At 61.7% G+C, this 26,784-nt stretch carries 26 protein-coding genes and 2 pseudogenes; 9 read left to right on the top strand and 19 right to left on the bottom strand.

Going from position 1 to position 26,784, the window contains the following annotated elements; genetic code table 11:
* Positions 1–38: 38 nt before the first annotated feature.
* Positions 39–1,259, top strand: a complete 1,221-nt coding sequence (locus C2U37_RS07930) for an aromatic amino acid transporter (RefSeq protein ID WP_041214146.1) — start codon at positions 39–41, stop codon at positions 1,257–1,259.
* A 93-nt stretch (positions 1,260–1,352) separates the two neighbouring features.
* On the opposite strand, the gene C2U37_RS07935 is transcribed toward C2U37_RS07930, so the two are convergent.
* From C2U37_RS07935 to glyQ, 6 genes are all read right to left on the bottom strand, one after another.
* Entirely contained in the window at positions 1,353–1,757 is a 405-nt protein-coding gene (locus C2U37_RS07935; RefSeq protein ID WP_010672394.1) for a hypothetical protein, read from the bottom strand.
* Between the two features lie 338 nt (positions 1,758–2,095).
* Positions 2,096–2,869, bottom strand: a complete 774-nt coding sequence (locus C2U37_RS07945; RefSeq protein WP_041212025.1) for a hypothetical protein — start codon at positions 2,867–2,869, stop codon at positions 2,096–2,098.
* Positions 2,870–3,034: 165 nt separating this feature from the next.
* On the bottom strand, positions 3,035–3,799 hold the full coding sequence (locus C2U37_RS07950) for an EAL domain-containing protein (protein WP_104452086.1): 765 nt from the start codon (positions 3,797–3,799) through the stop codon (positions 3,035–3,037).
* 366 nt (positions 3,800–4,165) lie between these two features.
* A complete protein-coding gene (locus C2U37_RS07955; protein WP_026141915.1) occupies positions 4,166–5,146 on the bottom strand; it encodes an IS5-like element IS5 family transposase in 981 nt (326 codons plus the stop codon).
* Positions 5,147–5,471: 325 nt separating this feature from the next.
* Positions 5,472–7,541 carry a glycine--tRNA ligase subunit beta gene (gene glyS / locus C2U37_RS07960; RefSeq protein WP_104452087.1) on the bottom strand — a complete coding sequence of 690 codons (2,070 nt, stop codon included), beginning with the start codon at positions 7,539–7,541 and terminating at the stop codon, positions 5,472–5,474.
* A gap of 9 nt (positions 7,542–7,550) precedes the next feature.
* Positions 7,551–8,474 (bottom strand): glycine--tRNA ligase subunit alpha, encoded by a 924-nt coding sequence (glyQ, locus tag C2U37_RS07965; protein ID WP_041212022.1) that lies wholly within the window; start codon positions 8,472–8,474, stop codon positions 7,551–7,553.
* Between the two features lie 187 nt (positions 8,475–8,661).
* Between glyQ and C2U37_RS07970 the strand changes: the two genes are divergently transcribed.
* Positions 8,662–9,240 (top strand): DNA-3-methyladenine glycosylase I, encoded by a 579-nt coding sequence (locus C2U37_RS07970; RefSeq protein WP_104452088.1) that lies wholly within the window; start codon positions 8,662–8,664, stop codon positions 9,238–9,240.
* A 53-nt stretch (positions 9,241–9,293) separates the two neighbouring features.
* Here C2U37_RS07970 and C2U37_RS07975 read toward each other — a convergent pair whose 3' ends face one another.
* The gene (locus C2U37_RS07975) at positions 9,294–9,854 is read right to left on the bottom strand and encodes a cysteine hydrolase family protein (RefSeq protein WP_104452089.1); all 561 of its coding nucleotides are present in this window, start codon (positions 9,852–9,854) and stop codon (positions 9,294–9,296) included.
* A gap of 423 nt (positions 9,855–10,277) precedes the next feature.
* Between C2U37_RS07975 and C2U37_RS07980 the strand changes: the two genes are divergently transcribed.
* Together C2U37_RS07980 and C2U37_RS07985 are read left to right on the top strand one after the other, a co-directional pair.
* Positions 10,278–10,520, top strand: a complete 243-nt coding sequence (locus tag C2U37_RS07980; protein WP_039041018.1) for a hypothetical protein — start codon at positions 10,278–10,280, stop codon at positions 10,518–10,520.
* 164 nt (positions 10,521–10,684) lie between these two features.
* The gene (locus tag C2U37_RS07985) at positions 10,685–11,341 is read left to right on the top strand and encodes an OmpA family lipoprotein (RefSeq protein ID WP_010672405.1); all 657 of its coding nucleotides are present in this window, start codon (positions 10,685–10,687) and stop codon (positions 11,339–11,341) included.
* Positions 11,342–11,479: 138 nt separating this feature from the next.
* Here the strand turns inward: C2U37_RS07985 and C2U37_RS07990 are convergent.
* From C2U37_RS07990 to tusA, 6 genes and pseudogenes are all read right to left on the bottom strand, one after another.
* Positions 11,480–11,569 (bottom strand): annotated as a pseudogene (locus C2U37_RS07990) (endoribonuclease L-PSP); the annotation flags it as partial.
* Positions 11,570–11,597: 28 nt separating this feature from the next.
* Positions 11,598–11,705, bottom strand: a complete 108-nt coding sequence (locus tag C2U37_RS07995; protein WP_053288898.1) for an endoribonuclease L-PSP — start codon at positions 11,703–11,705, stop codon at positions 11,598–11,600.
* Between the two features lie 10 nt (positions 11,706–11,715).
* Entirely contained in the window at positions 11,716–11,823 is a 108-nt protein-coding gene (locus C2U37_RS08000) for an endoribonuclease L-PSP (protein ID WP_053288898.1), read from the bottom strand.
* Positions 11,824–11,833: 10 nt separating this feature from the next.
* Positions 11,834–11,923, bottom strand: a pseudogene (locus C2U37_RS08005) (endoribonuclease L-PSP); the annotation flags it as partial.
* A 28-nt stretch (positions 11,924–11,951) separates the two neighbouring features.
* A complete protein-coding gene (locus C2U37_RS08010) occupies positions 11,952–12,299 on the bottom strand; it encodes a RidA family protein (protein ID WP_104452090.1) in 348 nt (115 codons plus the stop codon).
* An 18-nt stretch (positions 12,300–12,317) separates the two neighbouring features.
* On the bottom strand, positions 12,318–12,563 hold the full coding sequence (gene tusA / locus C2U37_RS08015; RefSeq protein WP_010672408.1) for a sulfurtransferase TusA: 246 nt from the start codon (positions 12,561–12,563) through the stop codon (positions 12,318–12,320).
* Positions 12,564–12,844: 281 nt separating this feature from the next.
* Between tusA and C2U37_RS08020 the strand changes: the two genes are divergently transcribed.
* On the top strand, positions 12,845–13,036 hold the full coding sequence (locus C2U37_RS08020) for a hypothetical protein (RefSeq protein WP_010672410.1): 192 nt from the start codon (positions 12,845–12,847) through the stop codon (positions 13,034–13,036).
* 44 nt (positions 13,037–13,080) lie between these two features.
* Here the strand turns inward: C2U37_RS08020 and C2U37_RS08025 are convergent, their stop codons facing one another.
* From C2U37_RS08025 to C2U37_RS08050, 6 genes are all read right to left on the bottom strand, one after another.
* Positions 13,081–14,337, bottom strand: a complete 1,257-nt coding sequence (locus tag C2U37_RS08025) for an ABC transporter substrate-binding protein (RefSeq protein ID WP_039041362.1) — start codon at positions 14,335–14,337, stop codon at positions 13,081–13,083.
* A 3-nt stretch (positions 14,338–14,340) separates the two neighbouring features.
* Complete coding sequence (locus C2U37_RS08030) at positions 14,341–15,786, bottom strand: ATP-binding protein (RefSeq protein WP_010672412.1); 1,446 nt, start codon at positions 15,784–15,786, stop codon at positions 14,341–14,343.
* Positions 15,787–15,899: 113 nt separating this feature from the next.
* Positions 15,900–16,622: a response regulator gene (locus C2U37_RS08035; RefSeq protein ID WP_010672413.1), complete on the bottom strand. Its 723-nt coding sequence runs from the start codon at positions 16,620–16,622 to the stop codon at positions 15,900–15,902.
* A gap of 347 nt (positions 16,623–16,969) precedes the next feature.
* Entirely contained in the window at positions 16,970–18,133 is a 1,164-nt protein-coding gene (gene fadA, locus C2U37_RS08040; RefSeq protein ID WP_104452091.1) for an acetyl-CoA C-acyltransferase FadA, read from the bottom strand.
* Positions 18,134–18,154: 21 nt separating this feature from the next.
* The gene (gene fadB, locus C2U37_RS08045) at positions 18,155–20,302 is read right to left on the bottom strand and encodes a fatty acid oxidation complex subunit alpha FadB (protein WP_104452092.1); all 2,148 of its coding nucleotides are present in this window, start codon (positions 20,300–20,302) and stop codon (positions 18,155–18,157) included.
* Positions 20,303–20,506: 204 nt separating this feature from the next.
* Complete coding sequence (locus C2U37_RS08050) at positions 20,507–22,444, bottom strand: acetoacetate--CoA ligase (RefSeq protein WP_041212015.1); 1,938 nt, start codon at positions 22,442–22,444, stop codon at positions 20,507–20,509.
* A gap of 196 nt (positions 22,445–22,640) precedes the next feature.
* Between C2U37_RS08050 and pepQ the strand changes: the two genes are divergently transcribed.
* From pepQ to hemG, 4 genes are read left to right on the top strand one after another with little or no spacing between them, the layout of a single operon-like run.
* Complete coding sequence (pepQ, locus tag C2U37_RS08055; protein WP_104452093.1) at positions 22,641–23,963, top strand: Xaa-Pro dipeptidase; 1,323 nt, start codon at positions 22,641–22,643, stop codon at positions 23,961–23,963.
* Positions 23,963–24,580, top strand: coding sequence for a YigZ family protein (locus C2U37_RS08060; protein ID WP_041212013.1), 618 nt, complete (start codon positions 23,963–23,965; stop codon positions 24,578–24,580). The genes pepQ and C2U37_RS08060 overlap by 1 nt, the downstream gene beginning before the upstream one ends.
* Before the next feature lie 36 nt (positions 24,581–24,616).
* A complete protein-coding gene (locus tag C2U37_RS08065) occupies positions 24,617–26,074 on the top strand; it encodes a TrkH family potassium uptake protein (protein WP_052814712.1) in 1,458 nt (485 codons plus the stop codon).
* Positions 26,075–26,081: 7 nt separating this feature from the next.
* Positions 26,082–26,606, top strand: coding sequence for a menaquinone-dependent protoporphyrinogen IX dehydrogenase (gene hemG / locus C2U37_RS08070; protein ID WP_029313439.1), 525 nt, complete (start codon positions 26,082–26,084; stop codon positions 26,604–26,606).
* Positions 26,607–26,784 lie beyond the last annotated feature (178 nt).

Below are 26,784 nucleotides of genomic sequence, written 5' to 3' on the forward strand. Positions count from 1 at the left end.
GTGTGCCGTGACCAGTCGACAATCCGTTTGGGGGAGTAATGGAACAGAAACCATCGTTGGTGGGCGGGGCATGCATCATTGCCGGCGTCTGTGTGGGGGCCGGCATGCTGGGGCTGCCGAGTGCGGGGGCGGGCGCCTGGACCCTCTGGTCCATGCTCGCGGTAGCACTGACCATGGTGGTGATGACGGTCTCCGGCTGGATGCTGCTGGAGTCCTATCGGGGCTATCCCCTGCGCGTCTCCTTCGATACCGTGACCCGGGATCTGCTGGGGGAGAAGGTCAACGCCCTCAACAATCTCAGCGTTTATTTCGTCGGCGGCATCCTGCTCTATGCCTACATCACCTCGGCCGGTCTCATCATCGACGGCATGACGGGGATGGGCAGCCAGTGGGCGTCCGTGCTCTTTACCCTGGCCTTCTCCCTGCTGGTGTGGCACTCCACCCGGGCGGTGGACCGCATCTCGGTGTTGCTGGTGATCCTGATGGGGCTGAGCTTTGCCTTCGGCATCTCGGGCCTGTCGATGAACGTGCGCCTCGATCTGCTGCTCGACCGGGTGGGCAGCGAAGTGAGCTACGCCCCCTATGCCCTGGTGATGCTGCCGGTGGCGCTCACCTCGTTCGGCTACCACCATTCGGTCTCCTCCATGCGCGCCTACTACGGTGAAGAGCGCCGTGCCAGCCGCGCCATTCTGGGGGGCACCCTGATCGCGCTCGCGTTTTACCTCATCTGGCTGGTGAGCGTCTTTGGCAACCTGCCCCGCAGCGAGTTCGGCCCGGTGATCGCGGAGGGGGGCAACGTGGATGCCCTGCTCAAGGCTCTCGGTTCGGTGATCGAGTCCAAGGCGGTGGCCAGCGCCCTCAACGCCTTCTCCATGGCGGCCATCCTCTCCTCCTTCATCGGGGTGGGGCTCGGGGTGTTCGACTACCTGGCGGATCTGTTCAAGTTCGACAACAGCCGGGGTGGCCGCGCCAAGTCCTGGGCGGTGACCTTCCTGCCGCCCCTGGTGCTCTCCTTGCTGTTCCCGTTCGGCTTCCTGGTGGCCATCGGCTATGCGGGCGCCGTGGCGACCCTGTGGACCTGCATCATCCCGCCCCTGCTGGCCTGGAAGGTGCGGGCGGCCCGGCGCGAAGAAGGTGGCGAGGGCTTCCGCGCCCCCGGCGGCCTCTTCATGATCGTCCTGGTGATCCTGTTCGGCGTGCTGACCGCCGCCTTCCACCTGCTCAACATGGTGGACCTGCTGCCCGCCTACAAGGGCTGAGCCGTTACCCGGGTCGCAGTGCCAGCACACAATGACAAAGAAGGAGCCTCATGGGCTCCTTCTTGCTTGTCACACAGGCAATATTGGCGTCGGTTACTGAATGCCGACCGACAGGGAGTGGGGGACCTTGGCGCCTTTACGGGCGGTGGCGCGCATCTGGTAGACCTGGATCAGGTACTTGCCCGACTTGGGCAGGGTGCCTTGCCATTTTGTGTCCACGTTGCCGCCGCCCAGTGCCTCGGCCTGACCCGGGATGGCGCCCGGCGCGAAGACGTTGAAGTTGGCATTGGTACTGCCGGTGATGGCGACCGTCATGGTCTGGCCTTCTTTGGCGCCCAGGGTGTAGTTGATGGTGTCATAACCGGAGAAGGTGCCATCAACCTTGGCGCTGTGCGCGCCTTTGGCGAAGTGCACCGGCACCGTGGTCACCTTGTCTGCCGCCTGAACCGAGGCCGCCATCATCATGGCCAGCAAGGCGGCCGTTACTGCTTTTTTCATTATGTATTGCTCCTGTGATCGGGCCCTGGCACGGGCCTCAAGGGGAAGATATGCCTGAACGATGACGCGACTCCATCGAAATGATGGGGCGGTCGGAGTGGGGGATGTTGCAAGATTTGGGGTATGTACAGACGGACATGGTGCCTTTTGGCCGCAAGCCAGATGAACACAAGGTCGCTGGGGTTTTATATGGTGAGTTCCCTGATACAGGGGGCGTTTTTGTCAACGTGGTGTTGACGAACAGGGTGCCCGCTGCGGCCATGACTCTGCGACAGAATTGATCGCCCCGGGTCTCCTGCATGGTCAGGGCGCGGGAAGGCGTGCGGAAAAAGAGGACGTTAAGGTTGGCTGGTGCCCTCAGCCGCCATGGCCTGCTGCTCATAGCGCGCCACCGTGCCGTCCTGCTTCATTTGCCGGATCACGCTGGCAAGGGGGGCCAGCAGATCCTGATGCCGTTCGTGCAGGTAGACGTAAGAATCGGCCAGCTCCATCACCCCGGCGGAGTAGATGCCGGCATAGCCCGGGTCCTGGCGCGTCAGGGCGGCCAGGGCCTGGCTGGCAATCAGGGTCTGCTCCACATAGAGGTCACTGCGCCCCTTGAGCAGCTTGCCCATCCCCTGCTCGGCGGTGGCGATGGCAAAGAGCCGGTCCGGTGCCACCACCTTGCCCAGCATCATCTCCGGCAGCTTGGCGCCACGGCGAAACTCGACCCGATAACCGGTGCCCTGCAGGCTGTGCCACCCCTGCAGCTGGATCCCGGGCTGGTGGGCATAGGCCTGATAGGAGACGGCGAAATGGGGCTCGGGCACGCGCTGGAGGGTGCGGGTCTGCTGCTGGTAGCTGGCGGCGCGGTGGATCTCGCCATCGACCTGTCCCTGCTCTGCCAGCAGGGGGGCCCGTCCCCCGGGGTAGCCCTGGTACTGGAATGCATAGCCCAGGCGGGCGAACGCATCCCGATAGATGAGATCGAGCCAGCGACCATAGGGGGACTCCCTGGTTTCCAGGGAGCTTACCAGTGTGATGTTGCCCCTGCCTTGCGCCCCCCATACCTGGAAGGCCAGCAGCAAGAGCAGTGAAAGAGCGAAGAAGCGGTATCCTGAAACCTGCGCCATGGTGTCCCTGTCAGAGCGGTGGTTGCAAAGGGTGACAGTCCTATCCTAGCCCAGGGGGTTGCCCGGTCCAGCGCTTTCTGCCGTCCGCCCGTGGATATCCTCCAGGCCGCCTCCCGTCCCGCCTTGCCCGAATGAACGCCAACCAAGGGAGATGGCCAGCGCCGCTCACAGGCTGGCGAAATCCACCTCGGGCAGGGTTTCGAAGCCGGGGCGGGCAAACAGATAGCCCTGCATCAGGCTGACGCCCATCTCCCGCAGGCAGGCCATCTCTTCGCGGGTTTCGATCCCCTCTGCCAGCGGGGTGATCTGCAACTCCGTAAACAGCGCCAGACAGTGGCGAACGATGGCCTGACGGATCGGGTCCTGGTCGATGCCGCGCAGCAGGTGCATGTCGAGTTTGATGATGTCGGGGCGAAAATCGGCCAGCAGACTCAGGCCCGAGTAACCGGCGCCAAAGTCGTCGATCGCCCTCTTGAAGCCCAGGGCCTGATAGTGATCGACGATGCCGCGAATATGGCGGTTGTCCTGCACCTGTTCCACCTCGGTGAACTCGAACATGATCTGCTCGATGGGAAAGAGATGCTCGCGGGCCGCCTGCAACGTGGTGCGGATGCAGCGCTCCGGGCGATAGACCGCATTGGGCAGAAAATTGATGCTCAGCATCCCCTTCATCCCGAGCCGTGCCGCCAGCGCGATGGCCTTGATCCGGCACAGCTGATCGAAGCGGTAGCGGTTGTCGTCGTTGACCCGGTCAATCACGCTCTGCGCCGACTCGTTGTTGAGCCCCCGCACCAGGGCCTCATAGCCGAAGAGGGTGCGCTGGCTGCAATCGACGATGGGCTGGAAGGCCATGGTGAAATCGAAGCCGAGATCCACCTGCTCATGACACTGCTGGCAGAGGGTGGAGGACGGGGCGGCAGGTATATCCATGACTTTCCTCTTGGGCGTGGCGGCGCTGGGCACTGTCTCAAATGATAACAGCTCATTACCCCCCTGTAGGTTCGATTAGCGCAGCGTAATCGGACGAACGAGAGGTTTTGATTGTGGTTGTTGCCGTGCAACAGGAGCTGTCAGCCGGAGGGAGAAATGCGGCTGGCCGTTATGGCGGGAGAGTCTATTTACGCGAACGTCCGATTACGCCTGACGGCTAAGGAAGGTGCGAATAAGCGGGGAAATTCTTCTCGGCTGACTCAGTCATTTCATTTTTTCAGTTTGAGCCGATCTTTTCTCCCGTAAATGCCTTGAATCAGCCTATTTAGACCGTTTCTTCGCCATTTAAGGCGTTATTCCCAGTTTTTAGTGAGATCTCTCCCACTGACGTATCATTTGGTCCGCCCGAAACAGGTTGGCCAGCGTGAATAACATCGCCAGTTGGTTATCGTTTTTCAGCAACCCCTTGTATCTGGCTTTCACGAAGCCGAACTGTCGCTTGATGATGCGAAACGGGTGCTCCACCTTGGCCCGGATGCTGGCTTTCATGTATTCGATGTTGATGGCCGTTTTGTTCTTGCGTGGATGCTGTTTCAAGGTTCTTACCTTGCCGGGGCGCTCGGCGATCAGCCAGTCCACATCCACCTCGGCCAGCTCCTCGCGCTGTGGCGCCCCTTGGTAGCCGGCATCGGCTGAGACAAATTGCTCCTCTCCATGCAGCAGATTACCCAGCTGATTGAGGTCATGCTCGTTGGCCGCGGTGGTGACTAGGCTGTGGGTCAGGCCACTCTTGGCATCGACACCAATGTGGGCCTTCATGCCAAAGTGCCACTGATTGCCTTTCTTGGTCTGATGCATCTGCGGATCGCGTTGCTGCTCTTTGTTCTTGGTCGAGCTGGGTGCCTCAATGATGGTGGCATCGACCAAGGTGCCTTGAGTCATCATGACGCCTGCTTCGGCCAGCCAGCGATTGATGGTCTTGAACAATTGGCGGGCCAGTTGATGCTGCTCCAGCAGGTGGCGGAAATTCATGATGGTGGTGCGGTCCGGCAAGGCGCTATCCAGGGATAACCGGGCAAACAGACGCATGGAGGCGATTTCGTACAGAGCATCTTCCATCGCGCCATCGCTCAGGTTGTACCAATGCTGCATGCAGTGAATGCGTAGCATGGTTTCCAGCGGATAAGGTCGCCGGCCATTACCAGCCTTGGGATAAAACGGCTCGATGACTTCCACCATGTTTTGCCATGGCAGAATCTGCTCCATGCGGGACAAGAAAATCTCTTTTCTGGTCTGACGGCGCTTACTGCTGAATTCACTGTCGGCGAAGGTGAGCTGATGACTCATGATGAACCCTTTTTCATGGCTCCAGATGACAAACATGATCTCATATCAGGGACTTGTTCGCACCTTCCCTAGAACTATTTCATCCTGACTTCTTTTCCATTGCGGTAGTTGGGCTGAGACTGGCTGCACAATGTGATCCCAGTAAAGGCAGAAAAATCTTAATTGATGAGGTCTTATTTGAACACTAGGTATATAGGCTCCATCATCATTTATTTCAAAGTGTGGGCAAAATATCACGCCTCTCTTTTTCATAACTAATCCTTGTGTTTTTATATAAAAACGGCGCCTTACGGCGCCGTTTTTTATATCACTCACCCAACCAAGCTCACTGCAGCAGGGAGATATCCGCGACTTGCAGGAACAGGTTGCGCAGGTTGTTCAGCAGCGCCAGACGGTTGGCCTTGAGGGCTTCGTCATCGGCCATCACCATCACTTCGTTGAAGAAGGTGTCGACCGGCTCGCGCAGGGCGGCCAGACGGGTGAGGGCGGCCTGATAGTCACCGGCGGCGAACAGCGGGGCCAGTTCGGCTTGCAGTTCGGCAACCTGGGTGGCCAGCGCCTTCTCGGCGGCATCGACCAGCAGTTCCGGTTTGACGGTAGTGGGCAGTGGAACCTCGACCTTGGCCAGAATGTTGCTCACACGCTTGTTGGCGGCAGCCAGTGCCAGGGCGGCATCCAGCGTGCGGAAGTGGCTGACGGCCTTGACGCGACGATCAAAGTCGAGCGGACGGGTCGGGCGGCGGGCCAGTACGGCCAGCACCACGTCGGCACCGATGCCTTCGTCCTGATAGGCGGCGCGGAAGCGGCCCAGCATAAAGTCGACCACATCGGTGACGACGGTTTTGTTGGTCAGCTTGTCGCCGTAGACGCGTACCGCTTCTTCAACCAGTTCAACCAGATCCAGATCCAGCTGCTTCTCGGTCATGATGCGCAGGGCACCGATGGCGGCGCGACGCAGGGCGAACGGGTCCTTGTCACCTTTCGGCAGCATGCCGATGCCGAAGATACCGGCCAGGGTGTCGAACTTGTCGGCCAGCGCGACGGCGCAGGCCACCAGACCGGACGGCAGGGCATCGCCGGCAAAACGCGGCATGTACTGCTCGTTGAGGGCCACGGCCACCGCTTCGTCTTCGCCATCGTGACGGGCGTAGTGCATCCCCATGACACCCTGGGTGTCGGTGAACTCGCCGACCATGTTGGTCATCAGATCACACTTGGAGAGCAGACCGGCACGCTTGGCCTGAGTGACATCAGCGCCGATGCGCTCGGCGATAAAGCCGGCGACGGTCTCGATGCGCTCGACCTTGGCCTTGACGGTGCCCAGCTGTTGCTGGAACAGCACGGTTTCAAGGCGCGGCAGGCGGGAGGCCAGGGTCTGCTTGAGGTCGGTCTTGAAGAAGAACTCGGCGTCTGAGAGACGGGGGCGAACTACCTTCTCGTTGCCGCTGATGATCTGGCTCGGGTCTTTGGACTCGATGTTGGTGACGAAGATGAACTTCGGCAGCAGCTTGCCGTTCTTGTCGTAGACCGGGAAGTACTTCTGGTCACCCTTCATGGTGTGTACCAGCGCTTCAGCCGGAACGGCCAGGAACTTCTCTTCGAAGTTGGCGGTCAGCACCACAGGCCACTCGACCAGTGCGGTCACTTCTTCCAGCAGGGCGTCGTCCAGATCGGCTACGCCACCGAAGGCGGCAGCGGCCGCTTCGACGTCAGCCTTGATCTTGGCCTTGCGCGCCATGAAGTCGGCAATCACCATGCCGCGCTCCTGCAGGATCTGCGGGTACTGGCTGGCGTTGTCGATGGTGAACTCGCTCTCGCCCATAAAGCGGTGACCGCGAAGGGTGCGGGCAGAGTCGATACCCAGAATGTGGGCGGGGACCAGATCCCCATCCAGCAGCAGGGTCACGGTGAAGACCGGACGCACGAACTGGATGGTCTTGTCGCCCCAGCGCATCATCTTCGGGATCGGCAGCTTGGCCAGTGCGGAGGCAACCAGTTCGCCCAGCAGATCGACGGCCGGACGGCCTTCGACCTTGGCGGTGTGAACCAGCCACTCGCCCTTGTCGGTGACCAGACGCTCGGCCTGCTCAACGGTGATGCCGTTGCCACGGGCCCAGCCTTCGGCAGCCTTGGTCGGCTTGCCTTCGGCATCGAACGCCTGGGAGACGGCCGGGCCGCGCTTCTCGACGCTCTTGCTAGGCTGTTCGCCAGCCAGCTCGCTTACCTTCAGCGCCAGACGGCGCGGTGAAGCAAACCACTCGACGTTGCCGAAGGCCAGATCGGCCTTGGTCAGTTCGGCTTTGAAGTTGTCGGCAAAGGCTTCGGCCAGGGAGCGCAGGGCTTTGGGCGGCAGCTCAGCAGTACCGATCTCTACCAGAAATGTATGTTGTGCCATGTCCGTTCCTTAACCTTGCTTGTTCTCTGTGCGCTGACACATGGGGAAACCCAGCGCTTCGCGGGAGGCGTAGTATGCCTCGGCCACGGCCTTGGTCAGGGTGCGAATGCGCAGGATGTAGCGCTGACGCTCGGTGACCGAGATGGCCTTGCGGGCATCCAGCAGGTTGAAGGAGTGAGCGGCTTTGAGGATGCGCTCGTAGGCAGGCAGCGGCAGCGGTTTTTCCAGTGCCAGCAGATTCTGGGCTTCCTTCTCGTACTGCTCGAAGCAGTGGAACAGGAACTCCACGTCGGCGTGTTCGAAGTTGTAGGTGGATTGCTCCACTTCGTTCTGGTGGAACACGTCGCCGTAGGTGGTCTTGCCCAGGGGGCCGTCAGACCAGACCAGATCGTAGACGCTGTCGACGCCCTGGATGTACATGGCCAGACGCTCGAGACCGTAGGTGATCTCGCCGGTCACCGGCTTGCACTCGAGGCCGCCAACTTGCTGGAAGTAGGTGAACTGGGTCACTTCCATGCCGTTCAGCCACACTTCCCAACCCAGACCCCAGGCGCCCAGCGTCGGGTTTTCCCAGTTGTCTTCCACGAAGCGGATGTCGTGGATCTCGGGATCCATTCCCAGTTCTTTCAGGGAGCCCAGATAGAGTTCCTGAATGTTGTCGGGGGAAGGCTTGATGATCACCTGGAACTGGTAGTAGTGCTGCAGGCGGTTCGGGTTCTCACCGTAGCGGCCGTCAGTCGGACGGCGGGACGGTTGTACGTAGGCGCAGGCGATGGGCTCCGGGCCCAGGGCGCGCAGGCAGGTCATGGGGTGGGAGGTACCGGCACCCACTTCCATATCCAGCGGCTGAATGATGGTACAGCCCTGGCGGGACCAATAGTCCTGCAACTGCAGGATCAGGCCCTGAAAGGTTTTGACATCGAATTTTTGCATAGTGTTTTTCGCGCGAAATGAAATCAGAGCAAGATTTGCTGAATGTGAACCGAGGGAGTATACCGTCTGGCATGGTCGGATAATAGGCGAAATTACAGGGGATTAGTGGGGCTATGTTGCCGCTTGCCCTATGATGTCGCCGACGCAAGCGGCCTGCCGATGGCCGATGAAAAACAGGGGAGAGGAAATGGAACTGCGTTGCGCCTGGGTGACCAGAGACCCGGAATACATCGAATACCATGACAAGCAGTGGGGCAGGCCGGTGTATGACGCCCGCGAGTTGTTTGCCAAGCTCTGCCTCGATGGCCAACAGGCGGGGCTGTCGTGGATCACCATCCTCAAGCGCACCGAAAGCTACCATCGCGCCTATGCGGATTTTGATCCGGTGCGCATCGTGCAGTTCGACGACCAGGACGTGGCGCGGCTGATGCAGGATACCGGCATCATCCGCAACCGGCTCAAGGTTCAATCGATCATCAAAAATGCCCGCGCCTATCTGGCGCTGGAGGCGGAAGGCATCGACTTCGTCGATTATCTGTGGGGCTTCGTGGGCGGCGCCTCCATCGTCAACCAGCGTCAGGGCAACGGCGACATTCCGGCGACCTCGCCGGAGTCGGATGCCATGTCCAAGGCCCTCAAGAAGCGCGGCTTCACCTTCGTCGGCAGCACCATCTGCTATGCCTTCATGCAGGCGATGGGCATGGTGAACGATCATCTGGTGACCTGCCCCTGCCACGCCGAGTGCCAGCAAGCAGCGGCGACGTGAAGGGGAATGAACGAAGAAGGGAGGCTCAAGCCTCCCTTCTTTTTTGCTCAGAATCAGCAGGGCTCAAGGGGGCGGCCGAGCGCCTCGCACACCTCGTCGCTGCTCATCAGCCGCACGAAGGGGCCAGCCAGGGTGGCATTGTGATGGGCGATGATCTGGGGGGCGGTCAGTTGCGGCGTGTCCATGCAGGTATGGGCATCGCTCACCAGCACTACGGTGTAGCCGAGATCTGCCGCCGCCCGGCAGGTGGTGTCGATGCAGTACTGGGTCTTCATGCCGGTGATGATCAGGGTCTGCACGCCGTCCTCTTTCAGCCAGCCATCGAGACCGGTGCCATGGAAGGCGCTGGGGCGCTGCTTGTCGAACACCCGATCGGCCTCGCCGACGACCAGCTCAGGCGCAAGCTGCCAGAACGGACTGCCAGCGGCGATGGGGCTGCCGGCCGGGCCCGTGTGGCGCACCGCCAGCACGGGGAGAGCGGCACTGCGGGCCGCCTGGCTCAGGCGATTGATGTTGGCCAGGGTCTCGGCCCCGGCATGGGGGGCTTCCGGGCCGTGAAGGAGGCCCACCTGGATGTCGATGATGAGCAGCGCGGGGCGGGAAAGGGACGACATGGTCATGGCTCCGTGATAAATGTCACCCACTCTGGGGCCATGGGCTCTAATGAGACAACCCGCATCTGGGGGGCAACCACTCCAGACCCCGGGAGCATGTTCCGTTGCGCCGGGCCGGGAGCCTTTTCGCCCCTTGGTACAGCCGGGATACAGTCACACGGGTTCATCATCGGGAGCGCCATCACGAGGGAGTCCCGTGTCACTGAGCGCCGTTCGCCCTCTCTTCCCCGGCCTGATCGGCTGCACCCTGGGGATGACGTCGCTCGTCAGGGCAAACACGAGGGGAAGCCGGCCCTGTGCAAGGAGGTCCGAGGCTGCACAAGCGACGCCCCCGAGGGCCGAGTTTGCGCTACCGGGATCTTGCCCCTCCCCTATCATTGAAAGACGCCGGACCGGTTCAGGTTGTCTGGCGAAGGAGCCATCATGAAGAAGTCTGTATTGGCGCTGCTTGCCGCCACCGCCTTGCTGGCCGCCCTGCCTGCACAGGCCACCAAGCAGGCCCAGGAACGCCGTGACGCCCGCGATGTGCGTCAGGATACCCGTCAGGAGTCCCGTGACGCGAAACAGGAGTGTCGTGAGGGGGTGGTGGGCAATGCCGACTGCCGCCAGGAGCATCGTGACAACAAGCAGGAGGGGCGAGATAAGGCCCGGGATATCAAATATTGATGCGGGCCCGTCCGAAGAGGGGCCTGCACCGGGTAAGTCGCTAGGGGCAGGGGGGCATGTTGCCCCCCTGCCCATCTTCGCAATGCGCGCGTCACACTCTGGCGCCTCTCTGGGTTAGAATGCGCGGCCATCGGCTAGAGTCGTTCTTTTTCAGAGGTTTTTTCATGCATTTCAAGAAACTGGTTCCTGCACTTGCCCTGACCGTCGCCATCACTGGCTGTACCACCAACCCTTATACCGGTGAATCCCAGACCTCCAAGGGCGCCTGGGGCGCGTTGGCGGGTGCGGCGACCGGCGCAGCCGTGGGGGCGCTCTCCTCCAGCAAGGGCGACCGCAAAAAGGGCATCCTGACTGGCGTCGCCGCCGGTGCGGCCCTGGGTGGCGGTATCGGTTACTACATGGATGTGCAAGAAGCCAAGCTGCGCGAGAAGCTGCAAGGCACCGGCGTCAGCGTGACCCGCAACGGTGATCAGCTGATCCTCAACATGCCGAACAACGTCACCTTCGACAGCTCCAGCGCCCAGCTGAAAGCCGCCGGTGCCAACACCCTGTCCGGCGTGGCCCTGGTGGTTGCCGAGTTCGACAAGACCCGTCTGAACGTGGTCGGCCACACCGACAGCACCGGCTCCCGCGAGCTGAACATGAAGCTCTCCCGGGATCGCGCCGATGCCGTCGCCGCCCAGCTGATCGGCCAGGGCGTGTCCGGCAGCCGCATTGCCATCAGCGGTGTGGGTCCGGATCAGCCGGTGGCCAGCAACAGCACCGCCGAAGGCAAGGCCCAGAACCGTCGGGTAACCATCACCCTGACCCCGACCGCCTAAGCGGCCTGCGTTGCAGTCATGAAAAAGGCCCCGCCAGTGATGGCGGGGCCTTTCTATTGGCGCCGGTGCGTGCCCTTTGCTCCTTGCCCCCTTCTCCTCTTGCGGGAGAAGGGTCGGGGATGAGGGGATAACCGCCTCTTAGACAGCGGCAGTGAGCTGTACTTCTACCCTGTAGCCTTCGTGGGCCAGACGAGCCTGTACACAGGCGCGAACGGGGGCGGTGTCTGCATCAGGGGAGCCAGGCATCCCGCTTTGTTTAGACAGCCGCAGTCAGCTGCACTTCCACCTTGTAGCCTTCGTGGGCGAGGCGGGCCTGCACGCAGGTGCGCACGGGGGCGGTGTCTGCATCAGGGGAGCCAGGCATCCCGCTTTGTTTAGACAGCCGCAGTCAGCTGCACTTCCACCTTGTAGCCTTCGTGGGCGAGGCGGGCCTGCACGCAGGTGCGCACGGGGGCGGTGTCTGCATCAGGGGAGCCAGGCATCCCGCTTTGTTTAGACAGCCGCAGTCAGCTGCACTTCCACCTTGTAGCCTTCGTGGGCCAGACGGGCCTGCACGCAGGCGCGAACGGGGGCTGTGTCTGCATCAGGGGAGCCAGGCATCCCGCTTTGTTTAGACAGCCGCAGTCAGCTGCACTTCTACCCTGTAGCCTTCGTGGGCCAGACGGGCCTGTACACAGGCGCGAACGGGGGCTGTGCCGGCCGGGATCCAGGCATCCCACAGCGCGTTGAAGGCGGCGATGTCTTCAATGTCCTTGAGATAGATGTTGGCCATCAGGATCCTGTCGACGCCGGAACCGTTGGCTTCCAGCAGGCGCTGCAGGCTTTCCAGCACTTCACGGGTCTGCTGGTGGATGTCGTCGGTCTCGGTGGCGGGCACTTCCACCACGTAGAGGGTGCCGTTGTGGATGACCACATCAGACCAGCGCTGGGTGGTCCCGATACGGGTAATGGTTGTCATGTTTGCTCCGGTACGGGGTTATTGACCCTTGCGGATCAGGTAGCGGTAAGGGGCCTGCTCAGTCTCGCTGGCGACCAGGGTGTGGTCCATGAAGCGGCAGAAGCTGGGGATGTCGCGGGTGGTGGAGGGGTCGTCGGCGCTGACCAGCAGGGTCTCCCCGTCAGCCATCAGCCGCACTTTCTTGCGAACCATCATTACGGGTTCGGGGCAACGAAGCCCGATTGCGTCCAGCTCGTGGGTCGCATTGCAGAATACAGTACTCATGAATAATCAACCTTCAGCCGCACCTTCTTGCGCGCCATCGTCACGAGCTCGGGGCAACGAAGCCCGATTGCGTCCAACTCGTGCGTTGCGCCGCAGAATAAAGCACTCATCAATAATCAACCTTCAACCAATTCGGCCAGCAATGATACTCACGGCGAAAAAACAATCAAACCACGGGGCGGTTTTGCAGCATATGCTACCAAAATGTGAACCGGCTCTACCCAGGCTTCGCTCGATGAGTAATATAAAAATTGAACCATATTCAACAAGGAGGTGTGAATATGCAGGTCTCCTACGGCAGATTGCAAGCCTACGCAGGCATGGGGTTCTTGTCGTTCGCCATGATAGTGCTGGGCAGCCCGATCGGTAATACCGGTACCTGGTTCGGCTCCATGGTGATGATAGGGCTGGGGCTCTGGATCGAGCTCAGTGACTACTACGACGAGGATGAGGACGAGAACGATCCCTCCTGAGAGCCTGGCTCTCGGCACTCAAAGGCGGACGATGTCCGCCTTTGTCATTTCTGCTCCGCGCCTGAACGGGTCGAGCGCATGGCGCGTTCCAGCTGCTGCGCCGTCTGCTCGGGGTTGGCCCTGGCGTCGTTGAAGAAGCTGCTCAGCACATCCATGATCCCCTGGCGCATGTTGGTGGGCACCGCCATCCCCTCCGCCATGCTGGGCAGCAGGTTGTCCTGTTGCTCGGCGTGGAGGAAATCCTGATAGGAGCGGATGGCGCAGCGATCGAACTTGCTCATGTCCGGCTTGATGAGCGCCGGGATGGAGCCCTTCACCCGGTTGAACTCCTCCTGAAAGCGCGGCGTCATCAACAGCCTGGCCAGCTCGCCCTGGGCCTGCAACTGGGCGGGATCCCGCTGCTTGAACATGGCGATGGAGTCGAGGTTGTAGCTGAACAGCCCCTGGCTGCCCGGGCTTGGCAGGCACTCGATATCCTCGCCGGGGCGGTAGTTGCCGGCGCTCAGCTCCCCTTTCACCCAGTCCCCCATCACCTGCATGGCGGCGCCGCCGCTCTCCAGCAGGTTGGTGGCCTGGTGCCACTTCAGGCCGGCGTATTTCTCGGGTACATAAGCGCGCAACTGCTGGAAGCGGGTCAGCACCCGCACCATGTCGGGGCCGGTCAGGGTGGCGCTGTCCTGTTCGAGGAAGGCCTTGCGATAGAAGGTCTTGCCCCCTTCGCCGAGTGCCACCGTTTCGAACAGCACCGCGATCTGCCAGGGTTCGTTACCGATGGCGAGGGGGGTGATGCCCTGCTCCTTGAGCTTGTCCGCCACCGCCACGAACTGGGCCCAGTCGGTGGGGGGCTTGAGCCCCTGTCGCTCGAATACCTTGCGGTTGAGCCACAGCCAGTTGACCCGGTGGATGCCGGTGGGGACCGCCATCAGGGCGCCGTTCTGGCTGAGGGTATCGCGCACCATGGGGGGCAGCTGAGGGTACCAGCCGAGGTGCTCGGCCATGGGGGTGAGGTCGCGCAGAAAGCCCAGGCTGCCCCACTCGTGCAGCTCGAACCCCTTGAGGTGGGCTGCCTCCGGCGGGTTTGCCGCCAGGGCCCGGCTCTTGAGCACCGTCATGGCGCTCTTGCCGCCCCCGCCCTGTACCGCGAAGTCGTTCCACTGGTTGCCCTGTTCGGCCCACTCGGATTTGAGCACTTCCACGGCCCTGGCCTCGCCGCCGGAGGTCCACCAGTGCAATACCTCCACCTGGGAGGCGCAGACGGGCAGGGAGAGCAGGGCGATGACAGAAAAAGACAACCACTTCATACATTACTGCCTTGGTAGGGAGAGGGTGGCCTGCAGGCCGCCCTGGGGGCGATTTTCCAGCACCAGGTCGCCGCCGTGGGCGTGGGCTATGTTGCGGGCGATGCCAAGGCCCAGCCCGGTGCCGGCGGCATCGGTGCTGAGGCGGTAGTAGGGCTCGAAGATGCGCTCGAACTGATCGTCCGGCAGACCGGGCCCCTCGTCCATGATGAAGAGGATCAGCATCTCCTCGTCATCCATGATGATGATGCGCACCTTCTGGCCGTACTTGATGCCGTTGTCCACCAGGTTGCCGATGCAGCGCTTGAGGGCCAGCAGCTTGCCGCGATAGGGCCACTTGCAGTGGCCCTCGATGGTGAGCAGATCCTCGTGCAGGTTCATGGCTTCCGCCATCTGCTCCAGCAGGGCGTTGACGTCGATCTGCTCGAGGTTCTCGTGAATGTCCGTCTCTTTGACCGTCTGCAGCGCCCCTTTGACCATCAGCTCCAGCTCGTCCAGGTCCTTGTTGAACTTGGCGATCTGCACCTCGTCGTCCAGCAGTTCGACCCGCAGTCGCAGCCGGGTGATGGGGGTCTTGAGGTCGTGGGAGATGGAGCTGAAGAGGCGCTCCCGATCGTCGATGAAGCGGCGAATGCGCTGCTGCATGATGTTGAAGGCGCGGGTCGCCGCCACGATTTCGGAGGCACCCTCCTCCTTGAGGGACGGCTGGTCGATGTCCTTGCCGAGGTTGACCGCTGCCTTGGCGAGGCGACGAAGGGGGCGGGTCTGCCAGCGCACCAGCATGAAGGTGAAGAAGCAGAGGAAGACCGTCATCAGGGCGATGAAACGCACCTGGTTGCTTGGCATCACGGTGTCATCCAGCGTCATGTAGGGGGCGGGCAGCAGGGCCGCCAGATAGAGCCACTCCCCCGGTTCTATCTCGATCTGGGTCACCAGCACCGGCGGATTGATGGGCTCCAGGGACAGGGTGTAGCGGGCCCAGGAGGAGGGGAGATCCGCCAGCAGGGTGTCGTTGTTGAAGACGTGCAGCTCCTCGGGGCGGGAGAAGTCCACCTTGATCGCCATGGCGTCGGAGAGCTTGCGGCTGAGCACCTCCTGCACCTCTTTGAGCACCAGCGTCTTGCGCTCGCTGTCGGGGATGGCGCTGATGTGGATCTCTTCCTCGTTCAGGGAGACGAAGAAGCGGCTGCCCCCCATGTTGCGCAGCTGATCCAGGGCGATGTGGCGGTATTGCAGGGGCAGGGACTTGAAGAAGTTGACGGTGGAAGCCGCCGACAGCGCCAGGTTGCGGGTGGTGCTGAGCATGCCCTCCAGCTCCCGCTTCTGGATCTGCTGCATCCAGATGCCGGTGAGGATGGTCTGGGAGAGCAGGATGGCGAGCAGCAGCAGCAGCAGCATCCGCGACAGCAGGGAGCGGGGCACCAGGGCCCGCCAGAACTTCTGCCCCGTCATGGCAGCGTGTGTCTCTTGTCGATCAGCATGGGGTGCTTACCTCTGTGCCTTGCCGTTGCCCCGTGATGGGTCTCTCTTCTGCCCGTTCAAGGTCTCGCCGTAGCGTCTGTCTGTTACGGGATCTCGTGGACTTCGGCGATCAGCATGTAGCCGCTGCCGCGAATGGTCTTGATGATGCGTGGGCTCTTGCCGTTGTCACCCAGCTTCTGGCGCAGGCGGCTGATCTGCACATCGATGCCGCGCTCCATGGGCAGGCTCTCGCGACCGCGGGTGGCGTCCGAGATGGTATCCCGGTCCAGCACCACGCCGGGCTGCTGCAGGAACATGCCGAGCAGCAGGGCATCACTGCCGGAGAGATCCAGCAGGCTGCCATCTTCGTGGGTCAGCTGGTGGCTCAGGGTGTCCAGGGTCCACTCGGCGAAGCGCAGCCGACGGCTCGGTTCCTTCTCTTTCTCCGGCTGGCGGAATTCGGCGCGGCGCAGCAGCGCCTTGATGCGGGCCTGCAGTTCGCGCGGGCTGAACGGCTTGGCGATGTAGTCGTCGGCGCCAAGTTCCAGCCCAATCACCCGGTCAGCCTCGTCGGAGGCGGCGGTCAGCATGATGATGGGTACCTGGGAGTCGCGGCGGATCTGCTGGCAGAGGGTAAAGCCGTCGTCGCCGGGCATCATGATGTCCAGAATGATGAGGTCCGGGCTGTGCTGGGCCAGTTGTTGGCGCATCTCGTTCCCTTCAGCCGCGGTCAGTACCTCGAAACCGGCCCGGGTCAGGTACTCGTTGAGCAGCTCGCGGATCTCCCGATCGTCGTCGACGATAAGCAGTTGTTTGCTCGTTGACATATGTATGTGCATCCACCCATTTTTTTGTGCAGATTGAACCTGTCGGGGGAGCAAAAAGCAAGCAAGCCCCCCCTCTAATGTGAAGTTATGGGCAATATAGCCTCAGGATTGGCCCCGATCGCGGGAAAAGAATAAAAAAGGCCGACCCAAACGGGCCGGCCAACACGCAGATTCCGACGGCAGGAGCGCACCCCGTGTGGCGCGTTCCACAGACTCGACAGCAGGGTCGGCAGGCCGACCCGGTATTCGTGATGGGGCCGCTGTGCCGGGAAGCAGGGCCGCCTTCTGTCTGTTGTTGCCGCCCCGAGGCGGCGTCCCTGACCGGTGAGCGGTCAGGTGTGATTCACTTACACCCGTTCGAACACTGTGGCGATGCCCTGACCCAGGCCGATGCACATGGTGGCGACTCCCAGGGTGGCGTCCTTCTCTTCCATCAGGTTGATCAGGGTGGTGGAGATGCGGGCACCGGAGCAGCCGAGCGGGTGACCCAGGGCGATGGCGCCACCGTTGAGGTTAACCTTCTCGTCCACCAGGTCTTGCAGACCCAGATCCTTCACGCAGGGCAGGGACTGGGCGGCAAACGCCTCGTTCAGCTCGAACAGGTCGATGTCGCCGACGGTCAGACCGGCCCGCTTGAGCGCCTTCTGGGTGGCCGGCACCGGGCCGTAACCCATGATGGCGGCGTCACAGCCGGCGATGGCCATGGCGCGCACCCTGGCGCGCGGCGTGAGGCCGAGGGCCTTGGCGCGATCCGCACTCATCACCAGCATGGCGGCGGCGCCATCGGACAGGGCCGAGGAGCTGCCGGCGGTGACGGTACCGTTGACCGGGTCGAACACCGGGCGCAGCTGGCTCAGCGTATCGACCGTGGTCTCGGGGCGGATCACCTCGTCATAGTCGTAGAAGAAGCGGGCGCCGCTGGCGTCGTGCCCTTCCAGCCCAACGATCTCCTTGGCAAAACGCCCTTCCACGGTGGCAGCGTGAGCGCGGCGGTGGGAGCGGGCCGCAAACTCGTCCTGCTGCGATCGGCTGATGCCGTGCAGCTTGCCGAGCATCTCGGCGGTCAGCCCCATCATGCCGGAGGCTTTTGCCACCGACTTGGCCATGCCGGGGTGGAAGTCCACCCCGTGGCTCATGGGCACGTGGCCCATGTGCTCGACGCCGCCGATGATGAAGATATCCCCATCACCTACCTGAATGGCACGGGAGGCATCGTGCAGCGCCTGCATGCTTGAGCCGCACAGGCGGTTGACGGTGACCGCCCCCACCTGTTTCGGGATGCCGGCCAGCAGGGCGGCGTTGCGGGCGATGTTGAAGCCCTGCTCCAGGGTCTGCTGCACGCAGCCCCAGTAGATATCCTCGATCTCGTTCGGGTCGAGGTTGGGGTTGCGCAGCAGGATGGATTTCATCAGGTGCGCGGACAGATCTTCTGCACGCACGTTGCGGAAGGCGCCGCCCTTGGACCGGCCCATGGGGGTCCGGATACAGTCGACAATGACTACGTCTTTCATGAATGGATCTCCTTTCCGCAATCAGTAGAAGGTGTTGCCCTGGGCGGCCATCTCACGCAAGCGGTCGCTGACGCGGTAGAGCGGGCCCAAGTCGGCATACTGGTCGGCCATGGCCACGTAGCGATCCAGACCGATAGTGTCCAGATAGCGGAACACGCCGCCGCGGAAGGGAGGGAAGCCCAGGCCGTAGACCAGCGCGATGTCGGCTTCGGCTGGTGTGGCGACAATGCCCTCTTCCAGGCAGAGCACCACCTCGTTGATCATCGGGATCATCATGCGGGCGATGATGGCTTCCTTGTCAAAGTCCTGCTTCGGCTTGGCGATGGGGGCCAGCAGCTCGTAGCTGGCGGCGTCGGCCACCTTCTTCGGCTTGCCCTTCTTGTCCTGCTCGTAGGCGTAGAAGCCCTTGCCGTTCTTCTGACCGAAGCGGCTGGCGTCATACATTACGTCGATGGCGGTGCGGCCTTCCTTGCTCATGCGTGCCGGGAAACCCTGCGCCATCACGTCACCTGCGTGGTGGCCGGTGTCGATGCCGACCACGTCCAGCAGGTAGGCGGGGCCCATGGGCCAGCCAAACTCCTTCTCCATCACCTTGTCGACGGCGGCGAAGTCGGCGCCATCGGCGACCAGCTTGTTGAAGCCGAAGAAGTAGGGGAACAGCACGCGATTCACGAAGAAGCCGGGGCAGTCGTTGACCACGACCGGGGACTTGCCCATGGCGGCGGCGTAGGCCACCACGCGGTTGATGGTTTCATCGGAAGTTTGCTCGCCGCGGATGATCTCCACCAGTGGCATGCGGTGCACCGGGTTGAAGAAGTGCATGCCGCAGAAATTCTCGGGGCGCTTCAGTCCCTTGGCCAGCAGGGAGATGGGAATGGTGGAGGTGTTGCTGGCGAGCACGGCGTCTTCGCCGATGATCCCTTCCACTTCGCCCAGCACGGCGGCCTTCACTTTCGGGTTCTCGACCACGGCTTCGACTACGACGTCCGCATGCTTGACGCTGTCATAGCTCAGGGTCGGCGTGATGGCGGAGAGCACCTGGCCCATCTTGATGCCGTCGATGCGGCCGCGCTCGAGCTGGCCGTTGAGCAGCTTGGTGGCCTCATTCATGCCAAGTGCCAGCGCTTTCTCGTTGATGTCCTTCATCACCGCCGGGATGCCCTTGCTGGCAGACTGGTAGGCGATGCCGCCCCCCATGATGCCGGCACCCAGCACGGCGGCATGGCCGGTGGCCTTGTTTGCCTGCTTGGCGGCCTTCTTGGCCAGCGCCTTGATGTGCTGATCGTTGAGGAAGATACCGACCAGCGCCTTGGCCACGTCGGTTTTCGCCAGTTTGATGAAGGTGGCGGCCTCGGCGGCCAGCGCCTCGTCACGGCCCATGCCGGTGGCGGCTTCCACCGTCTTCACGGCGGCCATGGGGGCCGGATAGTGTTTGCCCGCCACGGCGGCAACCATGCCGGCGGCGGTGGTGAAGCTCATCATGGCTTCCAGTTTGGAGAGGCGCAGCGGGGCCTTCTTGGCGGCGCGGCGGCCCTGCCAGTCCAGCTTGCCGTTGACCGCGTCCTTGATCATCTGCAGCGCAGCGCTCTGCAGCGCGTCGGGGGCGACTACGGCATCGATGGCACCCACCTTGAGGGCGTCATCGGCACGGTAATCCTTGCCGGTGGTGATCCACTCCAGCGCGTTGTCGGCACCGATCACCCGCGGCAGACGGACAGTGCCGCCAAAGCCGGGCATGATGCCGAGCTTGGTCTCGGGCAGGCCGATCTTGGCCGTGGTGTCGGCCAGCCGGAAATCGGTGGAGAGAATAGTCTCGCAGCCGCCGCCCAGAGCATGGCCCTTGATGGCGGAGAGGGTGGGCACCGGCAGATCTTCGATGGCGCTGAAGATGTCGTTGGCCTTCTTCAGCCAGCCGAGCAGGTCTTCTTGCGGCAGATCGAACAGTTCCAGGAATTCGGTGATGTCGGCGCCGACGATGAAAGCGTCTTTGCCGGAGGTGAGGATCAGACCCTTCAAATCGGCTTGTTGCTGTAATGCGGCGATCGCTTCGCTCAGGGAGAGCAGGGTAGCGCGATCCAGCTTGTTGACTGAACCCGGGGCATCGAACCTCAGCTCGGCAATGCCGTCTTCGAGGTAGCTGACCGTCAGGGTTTCGCCTTGGTAGATCATGAGAGTGTCTCCTTGTTCCCACTCTGTGGGGAATGGTGCTCCTTTATCCCCAGCAGGGGGCGAGGCTCACTATTGATCCAAAAGGAGACATTTTCAACACCTATTTAAAACATTTGTTTAACAGTTATCGAGTAAAAGCTCTTCATCACAAAACGGGTAAAAAAGAGGCGCCTTGCGGCGCCTCCGATGGAGATGAGCGTGGTATCAACTGGCCAGTTCCGGCCGGTTGCGATACTGGTTCAAGACCTCGGGATCGGCGAGGGCGTGGGTGTTGTTGACGGGGCGGTTGTGCACCACTTCCCGCACCGCCAGCTCCACTATCTTGCCGGACTTGGTGCGGGGGATGGCATCCACCTGCAGGATGCGGGCAGGCACATGACGGGCGGTGCAGTGCCGCTTGATCTGCTGGCAGATCCGCTCACGCAGCCCGTCGTCCAGCTTGCAACCCGTCTTGAGCTTGACGAACAGCACCACCCGCTCGTCCTGTTTCCATTGCTGGCCGATGACGATGCTCTCTTCCACCTCGTCGAGTTGTTCCACATAGCGGTAGATCTCGCTGGTGCCGATGCGCACGCCGCCCGGGTTGAGGGTCGCGTCGGAGCGGCCGTAGAACAGAATGCCGCCGGTCGGGGTCAGCTCGATCCAGTCCCCGTGGCACCAGATGTTGTCGAAGCGCTCGAAGTAGGCGGCGTGGTACTTGTCGCCGTTTTCGTCACCCCAGAAGTAGATGGGCTGGGCCGGGAACGGCTTGGTGCAGACCAGCTCGCCCTTCTCACCCAGCACCGGCTGGCCCGCCTCGTTGAATACCTGCACCGCGAGACCGAGGCCGCGCCCCTGGCTCTCACCGCGATAGACGGGGCTCAAGGGGTTGCCGATGACGAAGCAGGAGCAGATGTCGGTGCCGCCGGAGATGGAGCTGAGCTGCACATCCTGCTTGATCTGCTGGTAGACGTAGTCGAACCCCTCCGGCGACAGCACAGATCCGGTGCTGCAGATGAGGCGCAAGGCAGGCAGATCGTGGGTATTGATGGGGGCATAGCCCTGCTTGTGCAGCGCATCGAGATACTTGGCCGAGGTGCCGAACAGGGCGACCTCTTCGTCCCGTGCCAGATCCCACAGCACGTTGGCATCCGGGTAGAAGGGGGAACCATCGTAGAGCACCAGGGTGGCGCCGGAGGCGAGGGCGCTTACCAGCCAGTTCCACATCATCCAGCCGCAGGTGGTGAAGTAGAAGATCCGCTCCCCCGGCTTGATGTCACAGTGCAGTTGGTGCTCTTTCAGGTGTTGCAGCAGGGTACCGCCAATGCCGTGCACGATGCACTTGGGTTTGCCAGTGGTGCCGGAGGAGTAGAGGATGTAGAGCGGGTCGTTGAAGGCCATGGTCTCGAAGGCGAGCTGGGCATCATGCTGGCTTGCCAGCAATTGCTGCCAGTTGTGACCAAGCTGCAGCGGGTTGCCGAGCAGGGGGATCATCACCGTCTGCTCTAGGCTGTCGAGCTGACCGACGACGCTGGCCACCTTGTCCTGAATGTCGATGGCCTTGCCGCCGTAGCGGTAGCCATCCACCGCGAACAGCACCCTGGGACGGGTCTGGCCGAAGCGCTCGACCACGCTGGCCTCGCCAAAATCAGGGCTGGTGGAGGTCCAGATCGCGCCGAGGCTGGTGGTTGCCAGCATGGCCACCACGGTTTCCGGGATATTGGGCAGGTAGGCTGCGACCACATCACCCCGGCCTATACCCTGGCTGCGAAGCCAGTGGGCCAGGCGGGCGACCTGATCTGCCAGCTGATGCCAGCTCAGGGTACGGCTTGGGCCCCCTTCGATGCGGGAGATAATGGCCGGGCTCTCATCCTGACGGCGCAGCAGGTTCTCGGCGAAGTTGAGCCGGCTGTCGGGGAACCAGCGGGCGCGTTGCATATCCTGGCGGTTCTCCGCCACAATGTTGCCAAGTTCGCCCTTGACGCCGCAGTGCTGCCACACCAGGGGCCAGAAGCGGGTGGTCTTCTCCACCGACCATTGATACAGGTCGGCATAGCTGCGCAGTTGCAGACCATGGAAGTGATTGACCTCGGCCATGAACTGGTGGAGGTTGGAGTGCTGCATCCTGTCCTGATCCGGTGTCCACAGACAAAGGTTTTGCATGATTCGTTCCTGACGGCTGATATCTACTGTCTATGGGCAGTGTATTGAATTGTTCTTTGTTTGTTAATTGTCTGTTTTATCTTCATAACAAAAAGCCTGTAACCTATGCGTTACCTCACGAAGCGAAAGCCGGGTGGCTCGAGCCTTGATTCGCTTGATGTTATGCTGAAGTCACATTCGCCCGGAGCAGGACGCCATGAGCAGTTACAGCCAACTTTTTGCCCAGCATCTCGACACCCTTCAGCAGCGTACCCGCGACATCCTGCAACAACAGGGTCTTGGCGGCCTCGCTATTCACTCCGGCCAGACTCATCGCATCTTCCTCGATGACCAGGATTATCCCTTCAAGGTGAATCCCCAGTTCAAGGCCTGGTTGCCGGTGCTGGACAACCCTCACTGCTGGTTGCTGGTGGACGGGGTGAACAAGCCGGTGCTGCTGTTCTACCGGCCGGTGGACTTCTGGCACAAGGTGGCGGAGTTGCCCAACGCCTTCTGGATCGATTTCTTCGACATTCGCTTCCTGACTCGCCCGGAGCAGGTTGCCGATCACCTGCCGGCCAACAAGCAGGAGTGGGCCTATCTGGGCGGCCATCTGGAAGTGGCCGAGCTGCTGGGACTGGGCCAGCCCAATCCGGAGGCGGTCCTCAACTACCTGCACTACCACCGTGCCTACAAGACGCCCTATGAGCTGGAATGTCTTCGCGATGCCAACCGCATCGGCGTGCGCGGTCACATCGCGGCCAAGGACTCCTTCATGGCGGGAGCGAGCGAGTTCGAGATCAACCTGGCCTACATGAAGGCGGTCGGACAGGGGGCCAATGAGGCGCCCTACGGCAACATTGTTGCCATCAACCGCAATGCGGCCATCCTGCACTACACCCATCTCTCCACCCAGCGGGTACCGGATGCGGAGCGTTACTCCTTCCTCATCGATGCCGGTGTGGACGTGCACGGTTATGCCTCCGACATTACCCGGACCTGGGCCTGGCGCCGCGGTGAGTTCGCCGATCTGATTGCTGCGCTGGATGCACAGCAACAGGAGATCATCGACGAGATCAAGCCGGGCCGCCGCTACAGCGAGCTGCACCTGCAGATGCACCACAGGCTGGCGCGCCTGCTGCAAGCCACCGAACTGGTAGACATGTCGGTGGACGAGATGATCCACACCGGGGTGACCAATGTCTTCTTCCCCCACGGTCTCGGCCACTTCCTCGGCCTGCAGGTACACGATGCCGGCGGCTTCATGCAGGATGAGCGCGGCACCCACCTGGCGGCCCCCGAGCAGTTCCCCTATCTGCGCTGCACCCGGGTGATGGAAGTGGGCCAGGTGTTCACCATAGAGCCGGGTCTCTACTTCATCGACAGCCTGCTGGAGCCGCTGCGCCAGGGTGAGCAGGGCAAGCGGGTCAACTGGAACAAGGTGGAGGCGCTGCGTCCCTATGGTGGCATTCGCATCGAGGACAACGTGGTGCTGCATGCCAACGGGGTGGAGAACCTGACCAGACAAGCAGGGCTCTGATGGCGACGGATTACCCCATACCGGCAGCCCCGCTGGAGGTGAGCGAAGAGATCAAGAAGAGCCGCTTCATTACCTACATCGCCCATACTCCGACCGTCGAGGCCGCCAAGGCCTGGATAGACGAGATCAAACAGCAACACCCGGGAGCCCGGCATCACTGCTGGGCTTTTGTCGCCGGCGCCCCCCAAGACAGCCAGGTTTATGGTTTCAGTGATGATGGCGAACCCTCGGGCACGGCGGGCAAGCCCATGCTGGCCCAGTTGATGGGGGCTGGTCTGGGTGAAGTCGCCGCCGTGGTGGTGCGCTATTACGGTGGCGTGCTGCTGGGGACCGGTGGCCTGGTCAAGGCCTATGGTGGTGGTGTGGGGGCAGCACTCAAGCAACTTGAAACCTGTATCAAGCGTCAGCTGACCTCTTCCGTGATCCAGTGTGACTACACCGACATGGGGGCCGTGGAGTCACTCATCTCTGTCCATCAAGGGCAGTTGCTGGTGGCCGATTATGGTGCCAGCGTCACCCTTCAGGTAGCGTGGGAGTCTGCGCTCTGGGCCCGTATCGCACAGGAATTGACCGACCGGACCCAGGGTCGGGTATCCCTTCGTCCCTTAGATGGCTAGAATCCATCGCTCTTTTAGTCTGAAGAGGGAGCCGGAATGCAGATTCTGAGCATCATTCGTATCGTCGGTCTGCTGGTTGCCCTGTTCAGCTCGACCATGCTGCTGCCCGCGATGGTCGCTTTTGGGTATCGTGATGGCGGTGGTACCGAGTTCGTCAACTCCTTCGTCATAGCCCTCCTGCTCGGCCTCCTGCTCTGGTTTCCCAACCGCCATCAGAAAAAGGAACTCAGGTCCAAGGAAGGCTTCCTCATCGTGGTGCTGTTCTGGGTGGTGCTGGGGAGCGTGGGTGCCGTCCCCTTCATCATGAGCGACACGCCTGACATGTCGGTCTCGGAGGCATTTTTCGAGTCGTTTTCCGGCCTGACTACCACGGGCGCAACGGTGCTGACCGGGCTGGACAATCTGCCCAAGGCGTTTCTCTTCTACCGCCAGCTGCTGCAATGGCTCGGTGGCATGGGGATCATCGTGCTGGCGGTGGCCGTGCTGCCACTTCTGGGTATCGGGGGTATGCAGCTCTATCGCGCCGAGATCCCGGGGCCCGTCAAGGACAACAAGGTGACCCCGCGCATCGCCGAGACGGCCAAGGCGCTCTGGTTCATCTATCTGTTGCTGACCTCCCTCTGCGCTCTCGCGTACTGGATGGCGGGAATGACGTTGTTCGATGCCATCTGCCACTCCTTCTCCACCTTGTCGGTTGGGGGGTTCTCGACCCACGACGCCAGCATCGGTTTCTTCGACAGCCCGGCCATCAACCTGATCACAGTGGTGTTCCTGTTGCTGGCGAGCGTCAACTTCGCGCTTCACTTCATGGTATTTGCCCACAAGCCGGTGCGCGTGAGCAGCTATCTGCGGGACTCGGAGCTCAAAGTGTTTCTGAGCATCCAGTGCGTGCTGGTGTTGATCTGTTTCGTCTCTCTGCTGTTCCACGGTCATTACGCCACCTGGCAGGAGGCGCTCAACCACGGTCTGTTCCAGGCGGTGTCGCTGGGCACGACCACGGGGTACAGCACCACCAGCTATGCGGATTGGCCCTCCTTCCTGCCCATGCTGTTGATGTTCTCTGCCTTCATCGGCTGTTGTGCCGGCAGTACCGGGGGGGGCATCAAGGTGATGCGTTTCATGATCCTGTTCCTGCAGGGGATGCGTGAACTCAAACGGCTGGTGCATCCGCGGGCCATTTACACCCTGAAGCTGGGACGCCGCGCCGTACCGGAACGGATCGTGGAAGCGGTCTGGGGCTACTTTGCCACCTACATCATTCTGTTCTTCATCTTCATGCTGTTGCTGCTGATGACGGGGCTGAACGAAGTGACGGCCTTCTCCGCCGTGGCTGCGGCATTCACCAACGTGGGGCCGGGTCTGGGGGAGGTGTCGGCCAACTTCGGCAATATCTCGGCCACTGCACAGTGGATATTGATCGTGGCCATGTTGTTTGGTCGATTGGAAATCTTCACACTTCTGGTACTGTTTACTCCTGCATTCTGGCGTAGTTGAGGTTGGTATGGACAAGATTTTGGTGCTTTATTCTTCCCGGGACGGGCAAACGCGGAAAATCGTGGATGTCATGCTGGAGGAAATATCAGGATGCGAAGTGGTGATGCACGACCTGCACACCCTGCCCATGTGCAACCTCAGCAAGTATGCCAAGGTGTTGATTGGCGCTTCCATTCGCTACGGTAACTTCCACCCCAGCCTGCTCAGCTTCATACACGCACATCATGAACAGCTGGAAGTAGCCAATGCGGCGTTCTTCTGCGTGAACCTGACGGCACGCAAGCCCGAGAAGCAGACGCCGCAGACCAACGCCTACATGAAGAAGTTTCTGCGCCTCTCTCCCTGGAAGCCCAAAACTTTGGGGGTGTTTGCCGGGGCATTGCAGTACTCCCGTTACAACTGGTGGCAGACCCGCATCATCCAGTTGATCATGAAGATCACCGGGGGCAGCACGGATACCAGCAAGGATCTGGAATTCACCGACTGGGACAAGGTGCGCGGCTTTGCCCGTGAGTTTTGGTCAAAAAAGTAACAGTGACGTCATTCAAAGCGGCCAGAGCCCTGCGTAAGCAGGGCTTTTTGTTTGATAAGTAGGCGTTCGAGCCACAAATCGGTAAAAAGGACTATTTTTCGCAAAATAGCCCTTGTCATCACGGCGCGGCTCCCTATAATGCGCCCCTACCAGCACGGCGGAACACGCCAACCTGATG

Origin of the sequence: Aeromonas sp. ASNIH1 (assembly GCF_002934285.1) — a bacterium.
GTDB classification, from domain to species: domain Bacteria; phylum Pseudomonadota; class Gammaproteobacteria; order Enterobacterales; family Aeromonadaceae; genus Aeromonas; species Aeromonas caviae.